General features: G+C 56.3%; 15 protein-coding genes. 10 read left to right on the top strand and 5 right to left on the bottom strand.

Translation table 11 applies throughout. From position 1 onward, the window contains the following. The first annotated feature begins 81 nt into the window (after positions 1-81). The 8 genes from C8D90_RS08885 to C8D90_RS08850 all read left to right on the top strand — a co-directional run bounded on the left by C8D90_RS08885 (position 82) and on the right by C8D90_RS08850 (position 9,249). Complete coding sequence (locus tag C8D90_RS08885; RefSeq protein WP_115458082.1) at positions 82-1,794, top strand: solute:sodium symporter family transporter; 1,713 nt, start codon at positions 82-84, stop codon at positions 1,792-1,794. Next, entirely contained in the window at positions 1,794-3,293 is a 1,500-nt protein-coding gene (locus C8D90_RS08880; RefSeq protein ID WP_115458081.1) for a sulfatase-like hydrolase/transferase, read from the top strand. The genes C8D90_RS08885 and C8D90_RS08880 overlap by 1 nt, the downstream gene beginning before the upstream one ends. 16 nt (positions 3,294-3,309) lie before the next feature. Beyond that, entirely contained in the window at positions 3,310-3,657 is a 348-nt protein-coding gene (locus C8D90_RS08875) for a YidH family protein (protein ID WP_115458080.1), read from the top strand. Beyond that, positions 3,647-4,009 (top strand): DUF202 domain-containing protein, encoded by a 363-nt coding sequence (locus C8D90_RS08870; RefSeq protein ID WP_115458079.1) that lies wholly within the window; start codon positions 3,647-3,649, stop codon positions 4,007-4,009. The genes C8D90_RS08875 and C8D90_RS08870 overlap by 11 nt, the downstream gene beginning before the upstream one ends. Further along, on the top strand, positions 4,006-5,118 hold the full coding sequence (locus C8D90_RS08865) for an anaerobic sulfatase maturase (RefSeq protein ID WP_162844382.1): 1,113 nt from the start codon (positions 4,006-4,008) through the stop codon (positions 5,116-5,118). The genes C8D90_RS08870 and C8D90_RS08865 overlap by 4 nt, the downstream gene beginning before the upstream one ends. A gap of 345 nt (positions 5,119-5,463) precedes the next feature. Continuing rightward, entirely contained in the window at positions 5,464-5,733 is a 270-nt protein-coding gene (locus C8D90_RS08860) for a hypothetical protein (RefSeq protein WP_115458078.1), read from the top strand. A 101-nt stretch (positions 5,734-5,834) separates the two neighbouring features. After that, on the top strand, positions 5,835-7,127 hold the full coding sequence (locus tag C8D90_RS08855; RefSeq protein ID WP_115458077.1) for an HlyD family secretion protein: 1,293 nt from the start codon (positions 5,835-5,837) through the stop codon (positions 7,125-7,127). Then, the gene (locus C8D90_RS08850; RefSeq protein WP_115458076.1) at positions 7,120-9,249 is read left to right on the top strand and encodes a peptidase domain-containing ABC transporter; all 2,130 of its coding nucleotides are present in this window, start codon (positions 7,120-7,122) and stop codon (positions 9,247-9,249) included. Before C8D90_RS08855 ends, C8D90_RS08850 begins: the two co-directional genes overlap by 8 nt. Before the next feature lie 59 nt (positions 9,250-9,308). Here C8D90_RS08850 and C8D90_RS08845 read toward each other — a convergent pair whose 3' ends face one another. Further along, positions 9,309-9,968 carry a hypothetical protein gene (locus tag C8D90_RS08845; RefSeq protein ID WP_115458075.1) on the bottom strand — a complete coding sequence of 220 codons (660 nt, stop codon included), beginning with the start codon at positions 9,966-9,968 and terminating at the stop codon, positions 9,309-9,311. Positions 9,969-10,171: 203 nt separating this feature from the next. Next, entirely contained in the window at positions 10,172-11,035 is an 864-nt protein-coding gene (locus tag C8D90_RS08840) for a YicC/YloC family endoribonuclease (protein WP_115458074.1), read from the bottom strand. A gap of 133 nt (positions 11,036-11,168) precedes the next feature. Here C8D90_RS08840 and rph point away from each other — a divergent pair, with 133 nt between their 5' ends. After that, a complete protein-coding gene (rph, locus tag C8D90_RS08835) occupies positions 11,169-11,885 on the top strand; it encodes a ribonuclease PH (RefSeq protein ID WP_115458073.1) in 717 nt (238 codons plus the stop codon). Positions 11,886-11,957: 72 nt separating this feature from the next. After that, positions 11,958-12,599, top strand: a complete 642-nt coding sequence (pyrE, locus tag C8D90_RS08830; RefSeq protein WP_115458072.1) for an orotate phosphoribosyltransferase — start codon at positions 11,958-11,960, stop codon at positions 12,597-12,599. A 39-nt stretch (positions 12,600-12,638) separates the two neighbouring features. Here the strand turns inward: pyrE and slmA are convergent, their stop codons facing one another. The 3 genes from slmA to coaBC form a co-directional block, all read right to left on the bottom strand. Continuing rightward, positions 12,639-13,235, bottom strand: a complete 597-nt coding sequence (gene slmA, locus C8D90_RS08825) for a nucleoid occlusion factor SlmA (RefSeq protein WP_115458071.1) — start codon at positions 13,233-13,235, stop codon at positions 12,639-12,641. Between the two features lie 93 nt (positions 13,236-13,328). After that, on the bottom strand, positions 13,329-13,787 hold the full coding sequence (gene dut, locus C8D90_RS08820) for a dUTP diphosphatase (protein WP_115458070.1): 459 nt from the start codon (positions 13,785-13,787) through the stop codon (positions 13,329-13,331). Next, positions 13,765-14,979 carry a bifunctional phosphopantothenoylcysteine decarboxylase/phosphopantothenate--cysteine ligase CoaBC gene (coaBC, locus tag C8D90_RS08815; protein ID WP_115458069.1) on the bottom strand — a complete coding sequence of 405 codons (1,215 nt, stop codon included), beginning with the start codon at positions 14,977-14,979 and terminating at the stop codon, positions 13,765-13,767. The genes dut and coaBC overlap by 23 nt, the downstream gene beginning before the upstream one ends. Positions 14,980-15,134 lie beyond the last annotated feature (155 nt).

Genomic DNA, 15,134 nt, shown 5'->3' with positions numbered 1-15,134 from the left:
AAACAAGCCTGCGCTCCATTCCGGATTAATACCTTCTGTACCCCTATTGCCGCGGAGCATAATGATAAAAAGGGCAATGAGATGAATATTCAACAAATAGTGAGCTTTTTTGCTTTCACGCTGTTGGTGGCGGTTATTACCTGGTGGAAGCTGCGTAAAACGGACACGCAATCGCAACAGGGATACTTTCTGGCAGGGCGTTCGTTAAAGGCGCCGGTGATTGCTGCGTCGCTGATGTTAACCAACCTGTCCACCGAACAACTGGTGGGCTTAAGCGGGCAGGCCTACCGCAGCGGGATGTCGGTTATGGCCTGGGAAGTGATTTCGGCGATCCCGTTGATCTTTCTGGCATTGATTTTCCTGCCGAAATATCTGCAACGCGGCATCGCCACCATTCCCGATTTCATTGAAGAACGCTACGACAAAACGACGCGCATCGTGGTGGACTGCTGCTTCCTGATCGCCACCGGCATCTGTTTTCTGCCTATCGTGCTTTACTCCGGCGCGCTGGCGCTCAACAGCCTGTTCCACGTCGGCGAATCGCTGGGCATTTCGCAGGGAACGGCGATGTGGGTGATGGTGATCCTGCTGGGGTTCGCCGGCATGATGTATGCGGTGCTGGGCGGGCTGAAGGCGATCGCCGTCGCCGACGTGATTAATGGCATCGGCCTGGTGATTGGCGGGCTGATGGTGCCGGTTTTCGGCCTGATGGCGATGGGCGGCGGCAACTTCCTGCGCGGCGTTGAGCAACTCACCACCGTGCATGCCGATAAGCTGAACTCCATCGGCGGCAGCAGCGATCCGGTGCCGATCGGCGCGGCGCTGACCGGGCTGATTCTGGTGAATACGTTCTACTGGTGCACCAACCAGGGCATCGTGCAGCGTACGCTGGCGTCGAAAAGCCTGTCTGAAGGGCAGAAGGGCGCGTTGCTGACCGCCGTGCTGAAGATGCTGGACCCGCTGATTCTGGTGTTGCCGGGCCTGATTGCCTTCCACCTGTTCCAGGATTTGCCGAAGGCCGACATGGCTTACCCGACGCTGGTGAACACCGTGATGCCTACGCCGCTGGTCGGCTTCTTCGGCGCGGTACTGTTCGGGGCCATCATCAGTACCTTTAATGGCTTCCTGAACAGCGCCAGTACTTTGTTCAGCCTCGGGATTTACAACCGTCTGATTAACCAAAAGGCGGACTCACAGAAGCTGGTGCGCGTGGGGCGTTGGTTCGGGCTGGGGCTGGCATTGATCTCCGTGCTGGTGGCGCCGTGGATCGCCAACGCGCCGCAGGGGCTTTATTCCTGGATGAAACAGTTGAACGGTATTTACAACGTTCCGCTGGTGACCATCGTTATTATGGGCTTCTTCTTCCCGCGCATTCCGGCGATGGCGGCCAAAGCGGCGCTGCTGTTCGGCATTTGCAGCTACATCGTGATCAACTACCTGGTGGATTTCGACTTCCATTTTCTCTACGTCCTGTTCTTCACGTTCTGCATCAACGTGGTCGTGATGCTGACCATCGGCTGGCTGAAACCGCGTGAGACGCCGTTCCGCTTCCAGGACGCCTTCGCCGTGGATATGAACCCCTGGCGTAACGCGAAAATCGCGTCCGTCGGCGTGCTGTTCGCCATGATCGGCGTGTATGCCGGGCTGGCGCAGTTCGGTGGTTACGCTACCGGCCTGGTGGCGGCGGTGTGTTACCTGATCGTGGCCGCCGTGGTGATTTACCTGATTTACAGCGGCTGGCGCGAGCGCCGCGCCGCATCGGTTACCTATGCTTCCGACGTTGAGGAGAGATAATGACACGTCCTAACTTTCTGCTGATCATGACCGACACCCAGGCGACGAATATGGTGGGGTGTTACAGCGGGAAACCGCTGAATACCCGCCATATTGACGAACTGGCCGGGGAAGGGGTGCGTTTTAACTCCGCTTATACCTGTGCGCCGGTCTGTACGCCGGCGCGGGCCGGGTTGTTTACCGGCATCTATTCCAACCAGTCCGGCCCCTGGACCAATAACGTAGCGCCGGGCAAAAACATCTCCACCATGGGGCGTTACTTCCGCGATGCCGGTTATCACACCTGCTATATCGGGAAGTGGCACCTTGACGGACATGACTACTTCGGCACCGGCGTCTGCCCGCCGGAGTGGGATGCGGAGTTCTGGTATGACGGCGCCAACTATCTGGCGGAGCTGGATGAGAGTGAGATCGGCCTGTGGCGCAATGGCCTGAACAGCGTAGAGGATTTGCGCGCAAACCAGATCGACGAAACCTTTACCTGGGCGCACCGGATCAGTAACCGGGCCATCGACTTCCTGCATCGTCCGGAGCGGGCGCAAGAGCCTTTCCTGATGGTGGTGTCGTATGACGAGCCGCACCATCCTTTTACCTGTCCGCCGGAGTATCTTGAAAAGTATCAGGATTTTTATTACGACCTGGGCGCGAAGGCGCATGATGATCTGAGCGGTAAGCCGGTTCATCACCGCCTGTGGGCGGAGGCGATGCCCTCGCCGGTTGGGGAGGACGGGCTTTATCACCATCCGCTCTATTTTGCCTGCAATGACTTCGTCGATGACCAGATTGGCCGGGTGGTTGCGGCGTTAACGCCGGAACAGCAGGCGAATACCTGGGTGATTTATACCTCCGATCACGGTGAAATGATGGGCGCGCACCGGTTGATCAGCAAGGGGGCGGCAATGTATGACGACATTACCCGCATTCCGCTGATTTTCCGCCCGCCGCTCGGTCAGGCGAAGCCTGAGCAGGTTGACGCGCCGGTCAGTCATGTTGACGTGCTGCCGACCATGATGAAGCTGGCCGGTATTCATCAGCCGGATATTTTGCCGGGCGGGGATATCCTCAGCGCCTCAGACGATCGCGGCGTGATGGTGGAGTTCAACCGTTATGAAATCGAGCATGACAGTTTTGGCGGCTTTATTCCGGTACGTTGTTGGGTGACGGATCGCTTTAAGCTGGTGCTTAACCTGTTTACCAGCGACGAGCTTTATGACCGCCATGAAGATCCGGCTGAGCTGCGCAATCTGATTGACGACCCGCGCTACGCCGCCGAACGTGACGCGATGCATGATGCGCTGCTGGACTACATGGACCATATCCGCGATCCTTTCCGTACGTATCAGTGGTCGTGCCGCCCGTGGCGTCCGCAGGCGCAGCCCCGCTGGATGGGGGCATTCCGCCCGCGTCCGGAGGACGACTATTCGCCGGTGGTGCGTGACTATGACACCGGTTTGCCGACCCACGGCGTGAAGGTTGAAGAGAAAAAGCAGAAGTTCTGATGGTCAGAGAAAAATAATGAAAATATCCCGTGTAGGGGAAGCCCCCGATTACCGCTTCTCGTTGGCGAATGAGCGCACGTTTTTGGCCTGGATCCGCACCGCGCTGGGCTTTCTGGCGGCCGGCGTCGGGCTGGATCAGCTGGCGCCGAATCTGGCGACGCCGGTTATCCGCGAGGTGCTGGCCCTGCTGTTGTGCCTGTTGGCGGGTCTGCTGGCGCTGGGGGGTTATCTGCGCTGGCTGCGTAACGAGCGGGCGATGCGACTGAAGCAAGACCTGCCCTATACGCGCGGATTATTGTTCATCAGCCTGACAATGGCGTTGGTCGCGGCGGCGGTTATCGGGATGGTGTTGTATGCCGGATAGCCGCCGGGCGCGTCGTATGGCCGACCCCGGCCTGCAACCGGAACGGACCTCGTTGGCCTGGTTGCGGACGTTGCTGGGGTATGGAACGCTGCTGGCGTTTGCGTCGCGCCATGCCTGGGACCGGGCGGGCGAGTTGCTGTTGCCGTCGCTGGCGGTAGTTGCGTTGATTGCCGGCGTCACGCTGAGCTATGTGCGCCGGCGTAACCTGATGGATATCGCCGTCAGCGACTTTTCCCTGCCGCGCTCAGTGGTGAGCAAGCTGCTGATCGCGCTGGCGGTTTGTACGCTGGCGGCGCTGTTCGCCGCTTCGCACTTTTGGCGTTTGTTGCAGCTTACGGGAAACGCATCATGACCGGCTGCCATGTGATGGCCAAGCCTGCCGGTTCACGCTGCAATTTGGCATGCCGCTACTGTTTTTATCTGGAAAAACCCCGCCATACCCTGATGGATGACGCGACGCTGGAAGCGTTCGTGCGCCAGCACATCGCCGCCCAACCGGGCGACGTGGTGGAGTTTGCCTGGCAGGGCGGCGAACCGACGCTGGCCGGGCTGGCCTTCTTTCGCCGCGCAATACAGTTCCAGCAGCGCCATGCGGCCGGGAAACGCATTCAGAACACATTGCAAACCAACGGCACGCTGCTTGACGATGCGTGGTGTGACTTTCTGCAACAGCATGGCTGGTTGGTCGGTCTCTCGCTGGATGGCCCGGCGGCTGCGCACGATCACTACCGTGTGACGCGCAGCGGTAAGCCGACCCATCACCGGGTTGTCGGAGCGATCGCGCGCCTGAAGGCGCAGCGTATCGATTTCAACCTGCTGGTGGTGGTCAACGCGCATAATTGCCGGGAGCCGGAGGCGCTTTATGATTACCTGAAGCGTCTCGGCACGCCGTTCATTCAGTTCATTCCGCTGGTGGAACAAGACGACCGGGGGCAACTGCGTATTGATTCCGTGACGGGAGAGGCCTGGGGGGCGTTTCTTTGCCGCGTGTTTCAACGCTGGGTTCGGCAGGATGTCGGCCGGGTTTTCGTGCAAATTTTCGATTCGGTACTCGGGGTATGGTGCGGCTACCCGGCGCAGATGTGCGTCTTCAGTGAAACGTGCGGTCATGCTTTTGCACTTGAAGCCAATGGTGATCTGTATCAGTGCGATCACTATGTGTACCCGCAATATTTATTGGGCAACGTGCATCAAACGACAATTTCTGCGCTGAACCGCTCGGCGGCGGTATCGGCGTTTGCCGAACATAAACGCGCGGCGCTCCCGCTTTCCTGCCAGGGGTGTTCCGTGCTGCGTTTTTGCCATGGCGACTGCCCGAAGCACCGGACGCCGGATGGCAAAAGCGTGCTGTGTGCCGGGTATCGCGACTTCTTTACCCACTGCGCGCCTTATATGAAAACAATGCGGAATTTATTGAAAAACCAGCGTTCGCCAGCGGAAATCATGGCGATGTTTGGTTGAGTGACTTACCTGAATTAAGAAACATCCCTCCTTCAGTTTCAGTGGTTACTTAGATAAATAAAAATATTGCTTAATAAATAGTGAGGCTTTTAAATATTTATTTAGTTATTTCTTCTTATTATTTCCGGACATTTTTGCGCTAAAAAAACTCCTTTTATTTCATTGCCCTAGAATTTTTCGGCGGATTGTCTGATTATGACCCTATTTCATTGACGCTGTCATTCCAAATTATTAGCATATTTACCGAAATTGACAGCGATGCAGCGGCGTTTACTCCTATTCTAAGTATCTGCTGCTGGTTGGTCTTTTTCTTTATCGTCTTCTATTTTTATAAGGATTCTTAATATGCGTGAACTAAACCGTCACGAGGTAGAAGAAGTATCTGGTGCTGGCATTATTGCTGACGCAGGTGCTGCTCTGGGATTAGGTATCGGTAAGATTGTTGATGCATGCAACGATTCCGGCACTAAAGCAACTGAAGCTGGTACTGCCCTGGGTCAGGGTATCGGCCAGGTTATCGAAGCCAGCCTGAACACCGTTTCCAATGCGGCTAACTCACTGGGTGGCCTGCTGGGCGGCTTCCTGGGTGGTCTGTTCGGTTTCGGTCGTCGTTAATATACAGCAACCTAATTTAATGGGAGGCACGCCTCCCATTTTTCCTTTTTTCGCTCGAAAAATAATGGTCCGTCAGAAGACTAACAGGATATTACCCGGAGATGGAAAACCGTCCTCTTTTCCGCCAGGAGGCGATTGATCACCAAAAAGCGAAATGGGCAGGTTCCGCGTTGCTGCTCAGAGGGTATCCGTCGTGGTTTGTTGCGGGTGCCTGTGCGTTCTTTTTCGCTATTTTGATGATTGCCGTCATTTTTGGCAGTTATACTCGCCGGATTAGCGTAGAGGGTGAAGTCGTCACCCAGCCGCGAGCCATCAATATTTTCTCCCCTCAGCAAGGCTTTATCGCCAAAACCTTAGTGCAAACCGGCGCCGAAGTGACGAAAGGCACGCCGCTGTATCAGCTGGACGTCAGCCGCGTGGCGCGTTCGGGCAACGTGACGGCCACGGCCACGGAGGCGATTGACCGGCAGATCACGCAGGTGGAAGGCATCATCGCCAAGCTGGAGAGAAACAAATACGAAACACAGCAAAATATTAAACGGCAGATTGCGCAGTCCGAAGAAGCGAACAAGAAGTCCCGGGTGCTGATTGATAATGCGGCGAAAGGTCTGGAAGAGATGCGCCGCAGTATGAAGAACTATGAAGACTATCAGCGCCAGGGGTTGGTGAACAAAGAACAGTTCAACAACCAGCGTTATCTTTACTACCAGCAGCAAAACTCCTACCAGTCCCTTAATGCACAGGTCATTCAGGAAAGCCTTAAAATCAATCAGTTGCACAGCGAACTGACGACCAGCGCCGCGGATTTCGACAACCAGATTTCGCAATACCAGTATCAGCTCAGCGATCTGGAACATCAGTTGGCTGAAGTGGACGCCGGCGGCATGTTGATTATCAGCGCGCCCGGTGACGGGCGGGTGGAGTCGCTGAGCGTGACGGAAGGGCAGATGGTGAATCCGGGCGACAGCCTGGCCCAGCTGACGCCGACCGGCATCAATGCCTATTACCTGGTGCTCTGGCTGCCTAACAGCAGCATGCCATACGTTGCTCCGGGCGATCGGGTCAATATCCGTTATGAAGCCTTCCCTTATCAGAAGTTCGGCCAGTTTTCCGGCAAGATCAGCTCCATTTCTTCGGTGCCGGCCTCCGCGCAGGAGATGTCGACCTACGGTAGCGCGCCGAGGGCGCCGGGAGGCGGGGTCGATCAGGCCTATTACAAAGTGATGATTACGCCGGACACCACGGCTTTCTTGCTTTCCAACCGGGAACTGCACCTGACCAGCGGCATGAAGGCGCAAAGCACGCTGTTTTTGGAAGAACGCCCGCTGTATCAGTGGATTCTTTCGCCCTATTACGACATTAAGAAAAGCATAACGGGACCCGTAGATGGATAAAGCGACGTTCACGCACCTGCTGGAAAGCCTGAACTTCGGTTGGCGCAAGCGGGTACCGCAAATATTACAAACCGAGGCCGCCGAATGCGGGCTGGCTTGTCTGGCGATGATTTGCCGCTATTTCGGCATGAATATCGATTTATTCAACCTGCGCCGCCGTTTCGGTATTTCTTCCCACGGCGCCACGCTGGGCGTGCTGATTGATATCGCTGCAGCGGTGAACCTGAAGAGCCGGGCGCTGACGCTGGATTTGAATGAGATCGGCCAGCTCAAAACGCCGTGCCTGCTGCACTGGGATTTGAACCATTTCGTCGTGCTGGTGGCGGTCCGGCGTAATAAGTTCGTTTTGCACGATCCCGCTTTCGGGCGCCGCGTGGTCAGCGAGCAGGAGATGTCGCAGCATTTCACCGGCGTTGCCCTGGAACTGTGGCCGGGCAGCGAGTTTACCCGCTCCGGTGAACGCAGCCGCCTGAGCCTGCTGGGCATGATGCGCCATGTGGACGGGCTGAAGGGTTTTCTGCTGAAGGTGTTTTCCCTGTCGCTGGTGATTGAGGCGGTTAATCTGCTGTTGCCGGTAGGCACCCAACTGGTTATGGACCACGTCATTCTGGCGGAGGATCATGACCTGCTGGGGCTGATATGCATTGGGCTGCTGTTCTTCATTCTGTTCCGTACCTTCGTCAGTATGCTGCGCGCCTGGCTGACGCTGGTGATGAATTCACTGGTGGACGTGCAGTGGAAGGCCGGGCTGTTTGATCACCTGATGCGCTTGCCGCTCGCTTACTTTGAAAAACGTAAGCTGGGTGACATCCAGTCCCGTTTCTCTTCGCTCGAGACGATCCGTACCACCCTGACCAGCAGCCTGGTCAACAGCATCATCGACGGGCTGATGGTGATCGGTGTGTTTGTCATGATGATGCTGTACGGCGGATGGTTGGTCTGGGTTGTACTCGGCTTTACCCTGTTGTACATGGGGCTGCGCATTTTCACCTACCGGCATTACCGTCAGGCGTCGGAAGAGCAGATTATTAAGGGCGCCAAGGCCAACTCGCACTTCATGGAGACCCTGTACGGCATCAGTACCCTCAAAGCGCTGGGGTTGGCGCCGACCCGTGCGCAGCAATGGCTGAACCTGAACATCGACACCACCAACGCCACGATTCGCCTGACCAAACTGGACATGGTGTTTGGCGGGATGAACACGCTGATCGGCATGGTCGATCAGATCGTGATTCTGTGGCTGGGGGCCTCGATGGTAATCGACGGGCAGATGACGCTGGGGATGTTTGTTGCCTTTAACGCCTACCGCGGGCAGTTTTCCGACCGGGCGGCAAACCTGATCAACATGGCGCTGGGCCTGAAAATGCTGGCACTGCACAGCGACCGTCTGACGGACATCGTGTTTACCGAACCGGAAAGCGCGGCGGTAGACAGCCGTGTGCTGCCGGAAGGCGATGCGCTGGCGTTTGAAGTCCGCGATGTGGCATTTCGCTACGATAACCTTTCCGCGCCCGTGTTCTCCGGCCTGAATATGAAAGTCGAACCCGGAGAAAGCGTGGCGATCGTCGGGCCGTCCGGGATCGGAAAAACCACCCTGATGAAGGTAATGGCGGGGCTGCTAAGCCCGGCGCAGGGCGAGGTGCTGGTTAACGGTATGGATATCAGCAGCATCGGCGTTAACAACTACCGCCGCAGCATCGCCTGCGTATTGCAGGATGACAAGTTGTTCGCCGGTTCCATTGCGGAGAATATCGCAGGCTTTGATGCGCAGAAGGATCAGGAATGGATTATTGCCTGCGCCAAACACAGCAGCATTCACGATGAAATCATGCGTATGCCGATGGGTTATGAGACGCTGATCAGCGAACTGGGCGGCAGCCTGTCCGGCGGACAAAAGCAGCGCCTGTTGATTGCCCGTGCGCTGTACCGGCGTCCCAGCCTGTTGTTTCTGGATGAAGCGACCAGCCATCTGGATACGGTCAACGAGTCCAACATTAATGCGGCCATCGCCGGGATGAAAATAACGCGTATTTTTATTGCGCACCGGCTGTCGACCATTGAAAGCGCCGATCGGATCGTGGATTTGTCGCCACCGGTACGTGAGGCGCCGGTGACGGGTTAAGGCATGATAAAAAAGCGGCCTCCGGATGGAGGCCGCTTTTTTTAATGAGTCACAACGGATTACAACGACTCACGCCTGAAGACATTATAGGGGGAGGGGCGTTTGGAATAATTCACCAGATCGATGCCTAACTCCTGTGCCGCGCCGTTAGCCAGCACCATCTTCTCCCGGATATGTTTTTCTCCTAACCCCTGACGCATTGGATCGGGAGTTCCGTGACCATAAAAGAAATCCGGCTCATAACCCTGGAAAAAATTATCCGACCATTCTTTAATCGTGCTCTCGCTTTTTTTATTAAAGCCATTGTGAATGCCCGGACACTCCGCTTTTATCCATTTTTCTGTTTTTTGTGGATTATAGTCATGATCAAATCCCAATAAGCCAATTTTTGTCGGTTTAAGGTCCATCATGATCCAATATAACCCCTGAAAGAAAGAGGTATAGCCAATATGATGTTCCGGGAATTTAACGTTCCAGTTCAGCTTTTTACATGCTTCTGCTGCGGTGCGTTGGTATTCCGTGTAGGTAATGTCGAGGTAGAAACGCGCTCTTGGCGGATAATTCTCAAACGGGAAATCACCGGGATGGATCCAAATATCAAACTTTTTATCTTCAAAAATACGCCAGGCGTTATTGAGGCAAATGATGAGATGATCGCTGTAGTCTTCGGTTTTTGCCTGTAAGGCGGAAAGGCCGCTGCCAATATAAAGAACTTTCATTATTTTATTAACTCTACTCCATGTTAAGTTTCAATGGACTATATCGCTTTCTCTTTTTTCTTAACAGGCAGACAGGGGGGATAAATGGGGGATCGTACCGGGCATCAGAACGGGGAAATAAGTTAGAGAGATAAAGTTGCAATGAAAAAAACCCGCAATTATGCGGGCTTATGTCAGGGGACTAATCCACTTCGGAATAATGATTACTCAATATTCTGAATCTGTTCCCGCATCTGCTCAATCAACACCTTCAGCTCAATTGCCGAAGCCGTAACGTCCGCATTGATCGATTTCGATGCCAGCGTGTTCGATTCGCGGTTGAACTCCTGCATCATAAAGTCCAGACGGCGGCCGACCGCTTCCTGTTTTTTCAGGATCGCGTACGTTTCTTTCACGTGCGCTTCCAGGCGATCCAGCTCTTCCGCCACATCGATGCGTTGAGCCAGTAAAATCAGCTCCTGCTCCAGGCGATTGTTATCTACCTGGATTTGCGCTTCTTCCAGCTTGCTTTGCAGACGTTCGCGCTGCCATTGCAGAATGTCGGGCATCTGCTGGCGAACTTTAACGACTTCGGCGGAAACGCCGGCCAGACGCTGTTCGATCAGCGCCTTCAGCGCGTTGCCTTCGCGTTCGCGGGCTTCGATAAAGTCGTCGATGGTTTTTTCCAGCCCGGCCATCAGTTCGGCGCCGATGGTATCCAGATCCTGTTCTGCGGCGGACATCACGCCCGGCCAGCGCAGGATTTCCAGCGGGTTGATTTCGCCTTCGTCACTCTGCATTTTTACCCAGTTAGCGGCTTCAACCAGCTGTTTCGCCAGCTTCTCATTAAGGATGAGCGAGCTTTGGGCGCTGGGATCCAGCTCAAAACGCAGGTTGCATTCGATTTTACCGCGGGTCAGGCGGGTGCGCAGGCGCTCCCGAATCATCGGTTCGAGGCTGCGGAACTGCTCCGGCTGGCGGATATACGTTTCCAGATAACGCTGGTTTACGGAACGCAGCTCCCAGGCTGCGCTGCCCCATTCCCCTTTTATCTCACGCCGGGCGTAAGCTGTCATGCTGCGTATCATCGTTGCGTTCCTGTAGAAATGAGGAAAAGATGCCGCGATTATAGCCCCGCATCGTCCTCCATGATAGGCATAAGCCAATGAAGGCCGTATAATGCGCAGCCAATTAACCATTTTGTGAAGCCGGAGACAAGCTATGCGTCCAGCAGACCGGGCTGCCGGGCAGGTACGTCCGTTGCGACTGACCCGCCATTACACCAAACATGCGGAAGGGTCCGTACTGGTTGAGTTTGGTGAAACCAAAGTATTGTGTACCGCCACGGTTGAAGAGGGCGTGCCGCGCTTCCTGAAAGGTCAGGGGCAGGGCTGGATTACGGCCGAATATGGCATGCTGCCGCGCTCCACGCACAGCCGTATGGCGCGCGAAGCGGCAAAAGGGAAGCAGGGCGGGCGCACCATGGAGATTCAGCGCCTGATTGCCCGTTCGCTGCGTGCGGCGGTCGATTTGGCCAAGCTGGGCGAGTACACCGTGACCCTGGACTGCGATGTCATCCAGGCGGACGGCGGCACCCGCACCGCGTCTATTACGGGCGCCTGCGTGGCGCTGGCGGATGCGCTGAACGCGCTGGTGGCCGGTGGCAAGCTGAAAGAGAGCCCGCTGAAGGGGATGGTGGCTGCGGTTTCCGTCGGGATCGTCAACGGAGAAGCGGTGTGCGATCTGGAGTACGTCGAGGATTCTGCGGCCGAAACCGACATGAACGTCGTGATGACGGAAGATGGCCGGATGATTGAGGTCCAGGGCACCGCGGAAGGCGAGCCGTTTACCCACGAAGAATTACTGACCTTGCTGGCGTTGGCCAGAGGGGGAATAGAAGAAATTGTCCGGGCGCAGAAAGCGGCGCTGGAGAGTTAATGATCATCTGAGGCGACGATAAGTCGCCTTTTTTATGTCTGTCATTCCACTTTGATTCGGAGAAAAAGTTGCATGAAAGCCTATCAGCGCCAGTTCATTGAGTTCGCGCTCAGCAAGCAGGTTTTGAAATTCGGTGAGTTCACGTTGAAATCCGGGCGCACCAGCCCCTATTTCTTCAACGCCGGATTGTTCAATACCGGACGCGACCTGGCCCTGCTGGGGCGTTTCTACGCCGAAGCGCTGGTCGACAGCGGTATTGCTTTCGACCTGCTGTTCGGCCCGGCGTACAAAGGCATCCCGATCGCCACCACCACGGCGGTAGCGCTGGCGGAACATCATGACCGCGACGTCCCTTATTGTTTCAACCGCAAGGAAGCCAAGGATCACGGCGAAGGCGGCACGCTGGTGGGCAGCCCGTTGCAGGGAAAAGTGATGCTGGTGGACGATGTGATTACCGCCGGTACGGCGATCCGTGAGTCGATGGAGATTATCCGGGCGAACAATGCCACGTTGGCCGGCGTGCTGATTTCTCTCGATCGTCAGGAGCGGGGGCGCGGTGATGTTTCCGCCATTCAGGAAGTCGAGCGTGATTACGGCTGTAAGGTGATTTCCATCATTACGCTCAAAGAGCTGATTGGTTATCTGGAAGAGAAGCCGGAGATGGCACAGCATCTGGCGGCGGTGAAAGCATACCGGGAACAGTACGGCGTATAATGCTGCCTAAGGCCGGCCGCGGAGTGCGGCCGGTACAGACTATTGCAGTTGGCTGATCAGCAGCGGCCAGCGGGCGTCGAATTCCTGAGTAGGACGATAGCGGAATTCGGAGCGGACAAAGCGTGACAGCATCCCTTCGCAAAACGCCAGCAACTGGCTGGCAAGCAGGGTTTCATCGGTAACGAATCCCTGGCCTTCGCGGATTTTCTTTTCCTTGAGCACCTGACGGATCTGGGACTCAATACGTTCAAACAGTTGGTTAATACGGCCTTGCAGGCGATCCTGTTCAAACATCAGCGCGTGACCGGTCATAATGCGGGTCAGTCCCGGATTGCGTTCAGCGAAGCCCAGCACCAGCACCAGAATCAGACGAATCCGGTTAAATGTATCCTTCTCATCCTGCAGGATAAGATTGATACGTGAGGTCAGACTGTCCTCGATAAACTCGATAAGACTGTCAAACATCCGCGTTTTGCTGGGAAAATGACGGTAAAGCGCGGCTTCGGAAACTCCGACGTTCGCAGCAAGTTTTGCCGTGGTTATCCGCTGGCTGCCGTCGCTGGACTCCAGCATCTGGGCCAGTGCCTGCAAAATTTCCTCGCGACGATTCCTTTTCGTGTTTTCTTTTTCTGCCATGCCTGAGTGAACCTTTGCTAAAACAGCAACACTAAAAAATTACTGCCGCTGACGTGTTTCCAGCGGCTTATTGCTTTTATATCCTGCCGGGCCTTAGTGGCGGCCGGAGTGGCCGAATCCGCCCGCGCCACGCTCGCTGCTGTCGAAATCATCAACCAGGTTGAAGTCCGCCTGTACGACGGGAACCAGCACCATCTGCGCGACGCGTTCGCCCGGCTCAATGGTAAACGTGGTTTGCCCGCGGTTCCAGACGGAGATCATCAGTTCGCCCTGATAATCAGAGTCAATCAACCCGACCAGGTTGCCCAACACGATACCATGTTTATGGCCGAGACCTGAGCGGGGCAGGATCATCGCGGCCAGGCTGGGATCGGCGATGTGTACCGCCATACCGGTGGGCAGCAGGGCGCTCTGACCCGGCTCCAGTACTACCGGCGCGTTCAGGCAGGCCCGGATATCCAGCCCTGCGGAACCCTGAGTGGCGTAAGCCGGCAGGGGGAACTCTTTCCCGATGCGCGGATCGAGAATCTTAACGTCGATTTTTTTCTTCATAACGGCTGACAATCTCGTCAATCAAGTGATGGCCCAGTTGGGATTTGTCGCTCAGCGGCAACGTTTTGTCCCCCTGCGACCAGAAAAGATGCAATGCGTTGGTATCGCTGTTAAACCCGTGTCCGCTCAGGGATACGTTGTTGGCGCAGATCATATCAAGATGCTTACGCGCCAGTTTCTGACGGGCGTATTCTTCCACATTCTGGGTTTCGGCGGCAAATCCTACCACGAACGGCCGGTTTGTTTTCATTGCGCCGACGCCCGCGACGATGTCGGGATTCTTAACCAGCTTCAGCAGGATTTCATCACCCTGCTTTTTAATTTTTTCGTCGGCGATATGCCCGGCGCGATAGTCCGCCACCGCCGCGCAGGAGATGAAAATCTGATGCCCCCCGGCATGTTGCTGTACAGCCTGCTGCATCTCAAGCGCGCTTTCCACGTCGATGCGCGCCACGCCGGCGGGCGTAGGCAGGTTAACCGGACCGGCGATGAGCGTCACGGCTGCGCCGCGTTGCGCCGCCGCCGCCGCGATGGCGAATCCCATTTTGCCGGAGCTGTGGTTGCTGATGAAACGTACCGGGTCCAGCGCTTCCCGCGTCGGGCCGGCGGTGATCAGGAAGGTGCGTCCGGCCAGATCCCGGGTTTTGCTAACGTGTTGTTCAATTTCGGCGATCAGGGCCATCGGGTCGGACATCCGGCCGGGGCCGATGTCGCCGCAGGCCTGGCTGCCGCTGTCCGGCCCCCAGATAAGCAGGCCGCGCTGTTGCAGAGTATGCAGATTCGCCTGGGTTGCGGCGGCGCGGTACATCTGCTGATTCATCGCCGGCGCAACGGCGATGGGCGCCGGCGTCGCCAGGCACACGGTGGTCAGCAGATCGTTCGCCATGCCGGCGGCAAGGCGGGCGATGAGATCGGCGGTGGCCGGCGCCAGCAAAACCAGATCCGCCCATTTACCCAGCTCGATGTGCCCCATGGCGGCTTCCGCCGCGGGATCGAGCAGATCCTCCGCAACCGGGTAACCGGAAACGGCCTGCAGCGTCAGCGGCGTAATGAAAGCCTTTGCCCCTGCGGTCATGACGACGCGCACTTCGGCGCCGCGCTCCCGCAGACGACGGACGATTTCCGGGCATTTATAAGCAGCGATGCCGCCGCTGATGCCCAAAACAATGCGTTTGCCAGAGAGTGTTGTCATCGTTTGTCGTCCAAACCGGAATCAGAATAGGGAGGATTCTACCATAAGCCGGAATGATGGCATGCACTGCACGTGTGGGCCGTTTTGCGTAAGGTTTCGCAAGATTATAAACGGGCCGTCGCAAGGCCGTTTCATCCGGTGCATTATTCCCGCCG

It is taken from the genome of Enterobacillus tribolii, assembly GCF_003363015.1.
GTDB classification, from domain to species: domain Bacteria; phylum Pseudomonadota; class Gammaproteobacteria; order Enterobacterales; family Enterobacteriaceae; genus Enterobacillus; species Enterobacillus tribolii.
The sequence above is the reverse complement of the archived record's forward strand: the minus strand, read 5'-3'. Positions and strand labels throughout refer to the sequence as shown.

Bases quoted from the DNA above. Each gene is read 5' to 3' on its own strand.
- C8D90_RS08855 (WP_115458077.1), top strand. From the start codon at position 5,835: ATGGAAAACCGTCCTCTTTTCCGCCAGGAGGCGATTGATCACCAAAAA.
- C8D90_RS08845 (WP_115458075.1), bottom strand. From the start codon at position 9,968: ATGAAAGTTCTTTATATTGGCAGCGGCCTTTCCGCCTTACAGGCAAAA.
- C8D90_RS08875 (WP_115458080.1), top strand. From the start codon at position 3,310: ATGAAAATATCCCGTGTAGGGGAAGCCCCCGATTACCGCTTCTCGTTG.
- rph (WP_115458073.1), top strand. From the start codon at position 11,169: ATGCGTCCAGCAGACCGGGCTGCCGGGCAGGTACGTCCGTTGCGACTG.
- C8D90_RS08880 (WP_115458081.1), top strand. From the start codon at position 1,794: ATGACACGTCCTAACTTTCTGCTGATCATGACCGACACCCAGGCGACG.
- C8D90_RS08840 (WP_115458074.1), bottom strand. From the start codon at position 11,035: ATGATACGCAGCATGACAGCTTACGCCCGGCGTGAGATAAAAGGGGAA.
- C8D90_RS08865 (WP_162844382.1), top strand. From the start codon at position 4,006: ATGACCGGCTGCCATGTGATGGCCAAGCCTGCCGGTTCACGCTGCAAT.
- dut (WP_115458070.1), bottom strand. From the start codon at position 13,787: ATGAAGAAAAAAATCGACGTTAAGATTCTCGATCCGCGCATCGGGAAA.
- C8D90_RS08860 (WP_115458078.1), top strand. From the start codon at position 5,464: ATGCGTGAACTAAACCGTCACGAGGTAGAAGAAGTATCTGGTGCTGGC.
- C8D90_RS08850 (WP_115458076.1), top strand. From the start codon at position 7,120: ATGGATAAAGCGACGTTCACGCACCTGCTGGAAAGCCTGAACTTCGGT.
- slmA (WP_115458071.1), bottom strand. From the start codon at position 13,235: ATGGCAGAAAAAGAAAACACGAAAAGGAATCGTCGCGAGGAAATTTTG.
- C8D90_RS08885 (WP_115458082.1), top strand. From the start codon at position 82: ATGAATATTCAACAAATAGTGAGCTTTTTTGCTTTCACGCTGTTGGTG.
- pyrE (WP_115458072.1), top strand. From the start codon at position 11,958: ATGAAAGCCTATCAGCGCCAGTTCATTGAGTTCGCGCTCAGCAAGCAG.
- C8D90_RS08870 (WP_115458079.1), top strand. From the start codon at position 3,647: ATGCCGGATAGCCGCCGGGCGCGTCGTATGGCCGACCCCGGCCTGCAA.
- coaBC (WP_115458069.1), bottom strand. From the start codon at position 14,979: ATGACAACACTCTCTGGCAAACGCATTGTTTTGGGCATCAGCGGCGGC.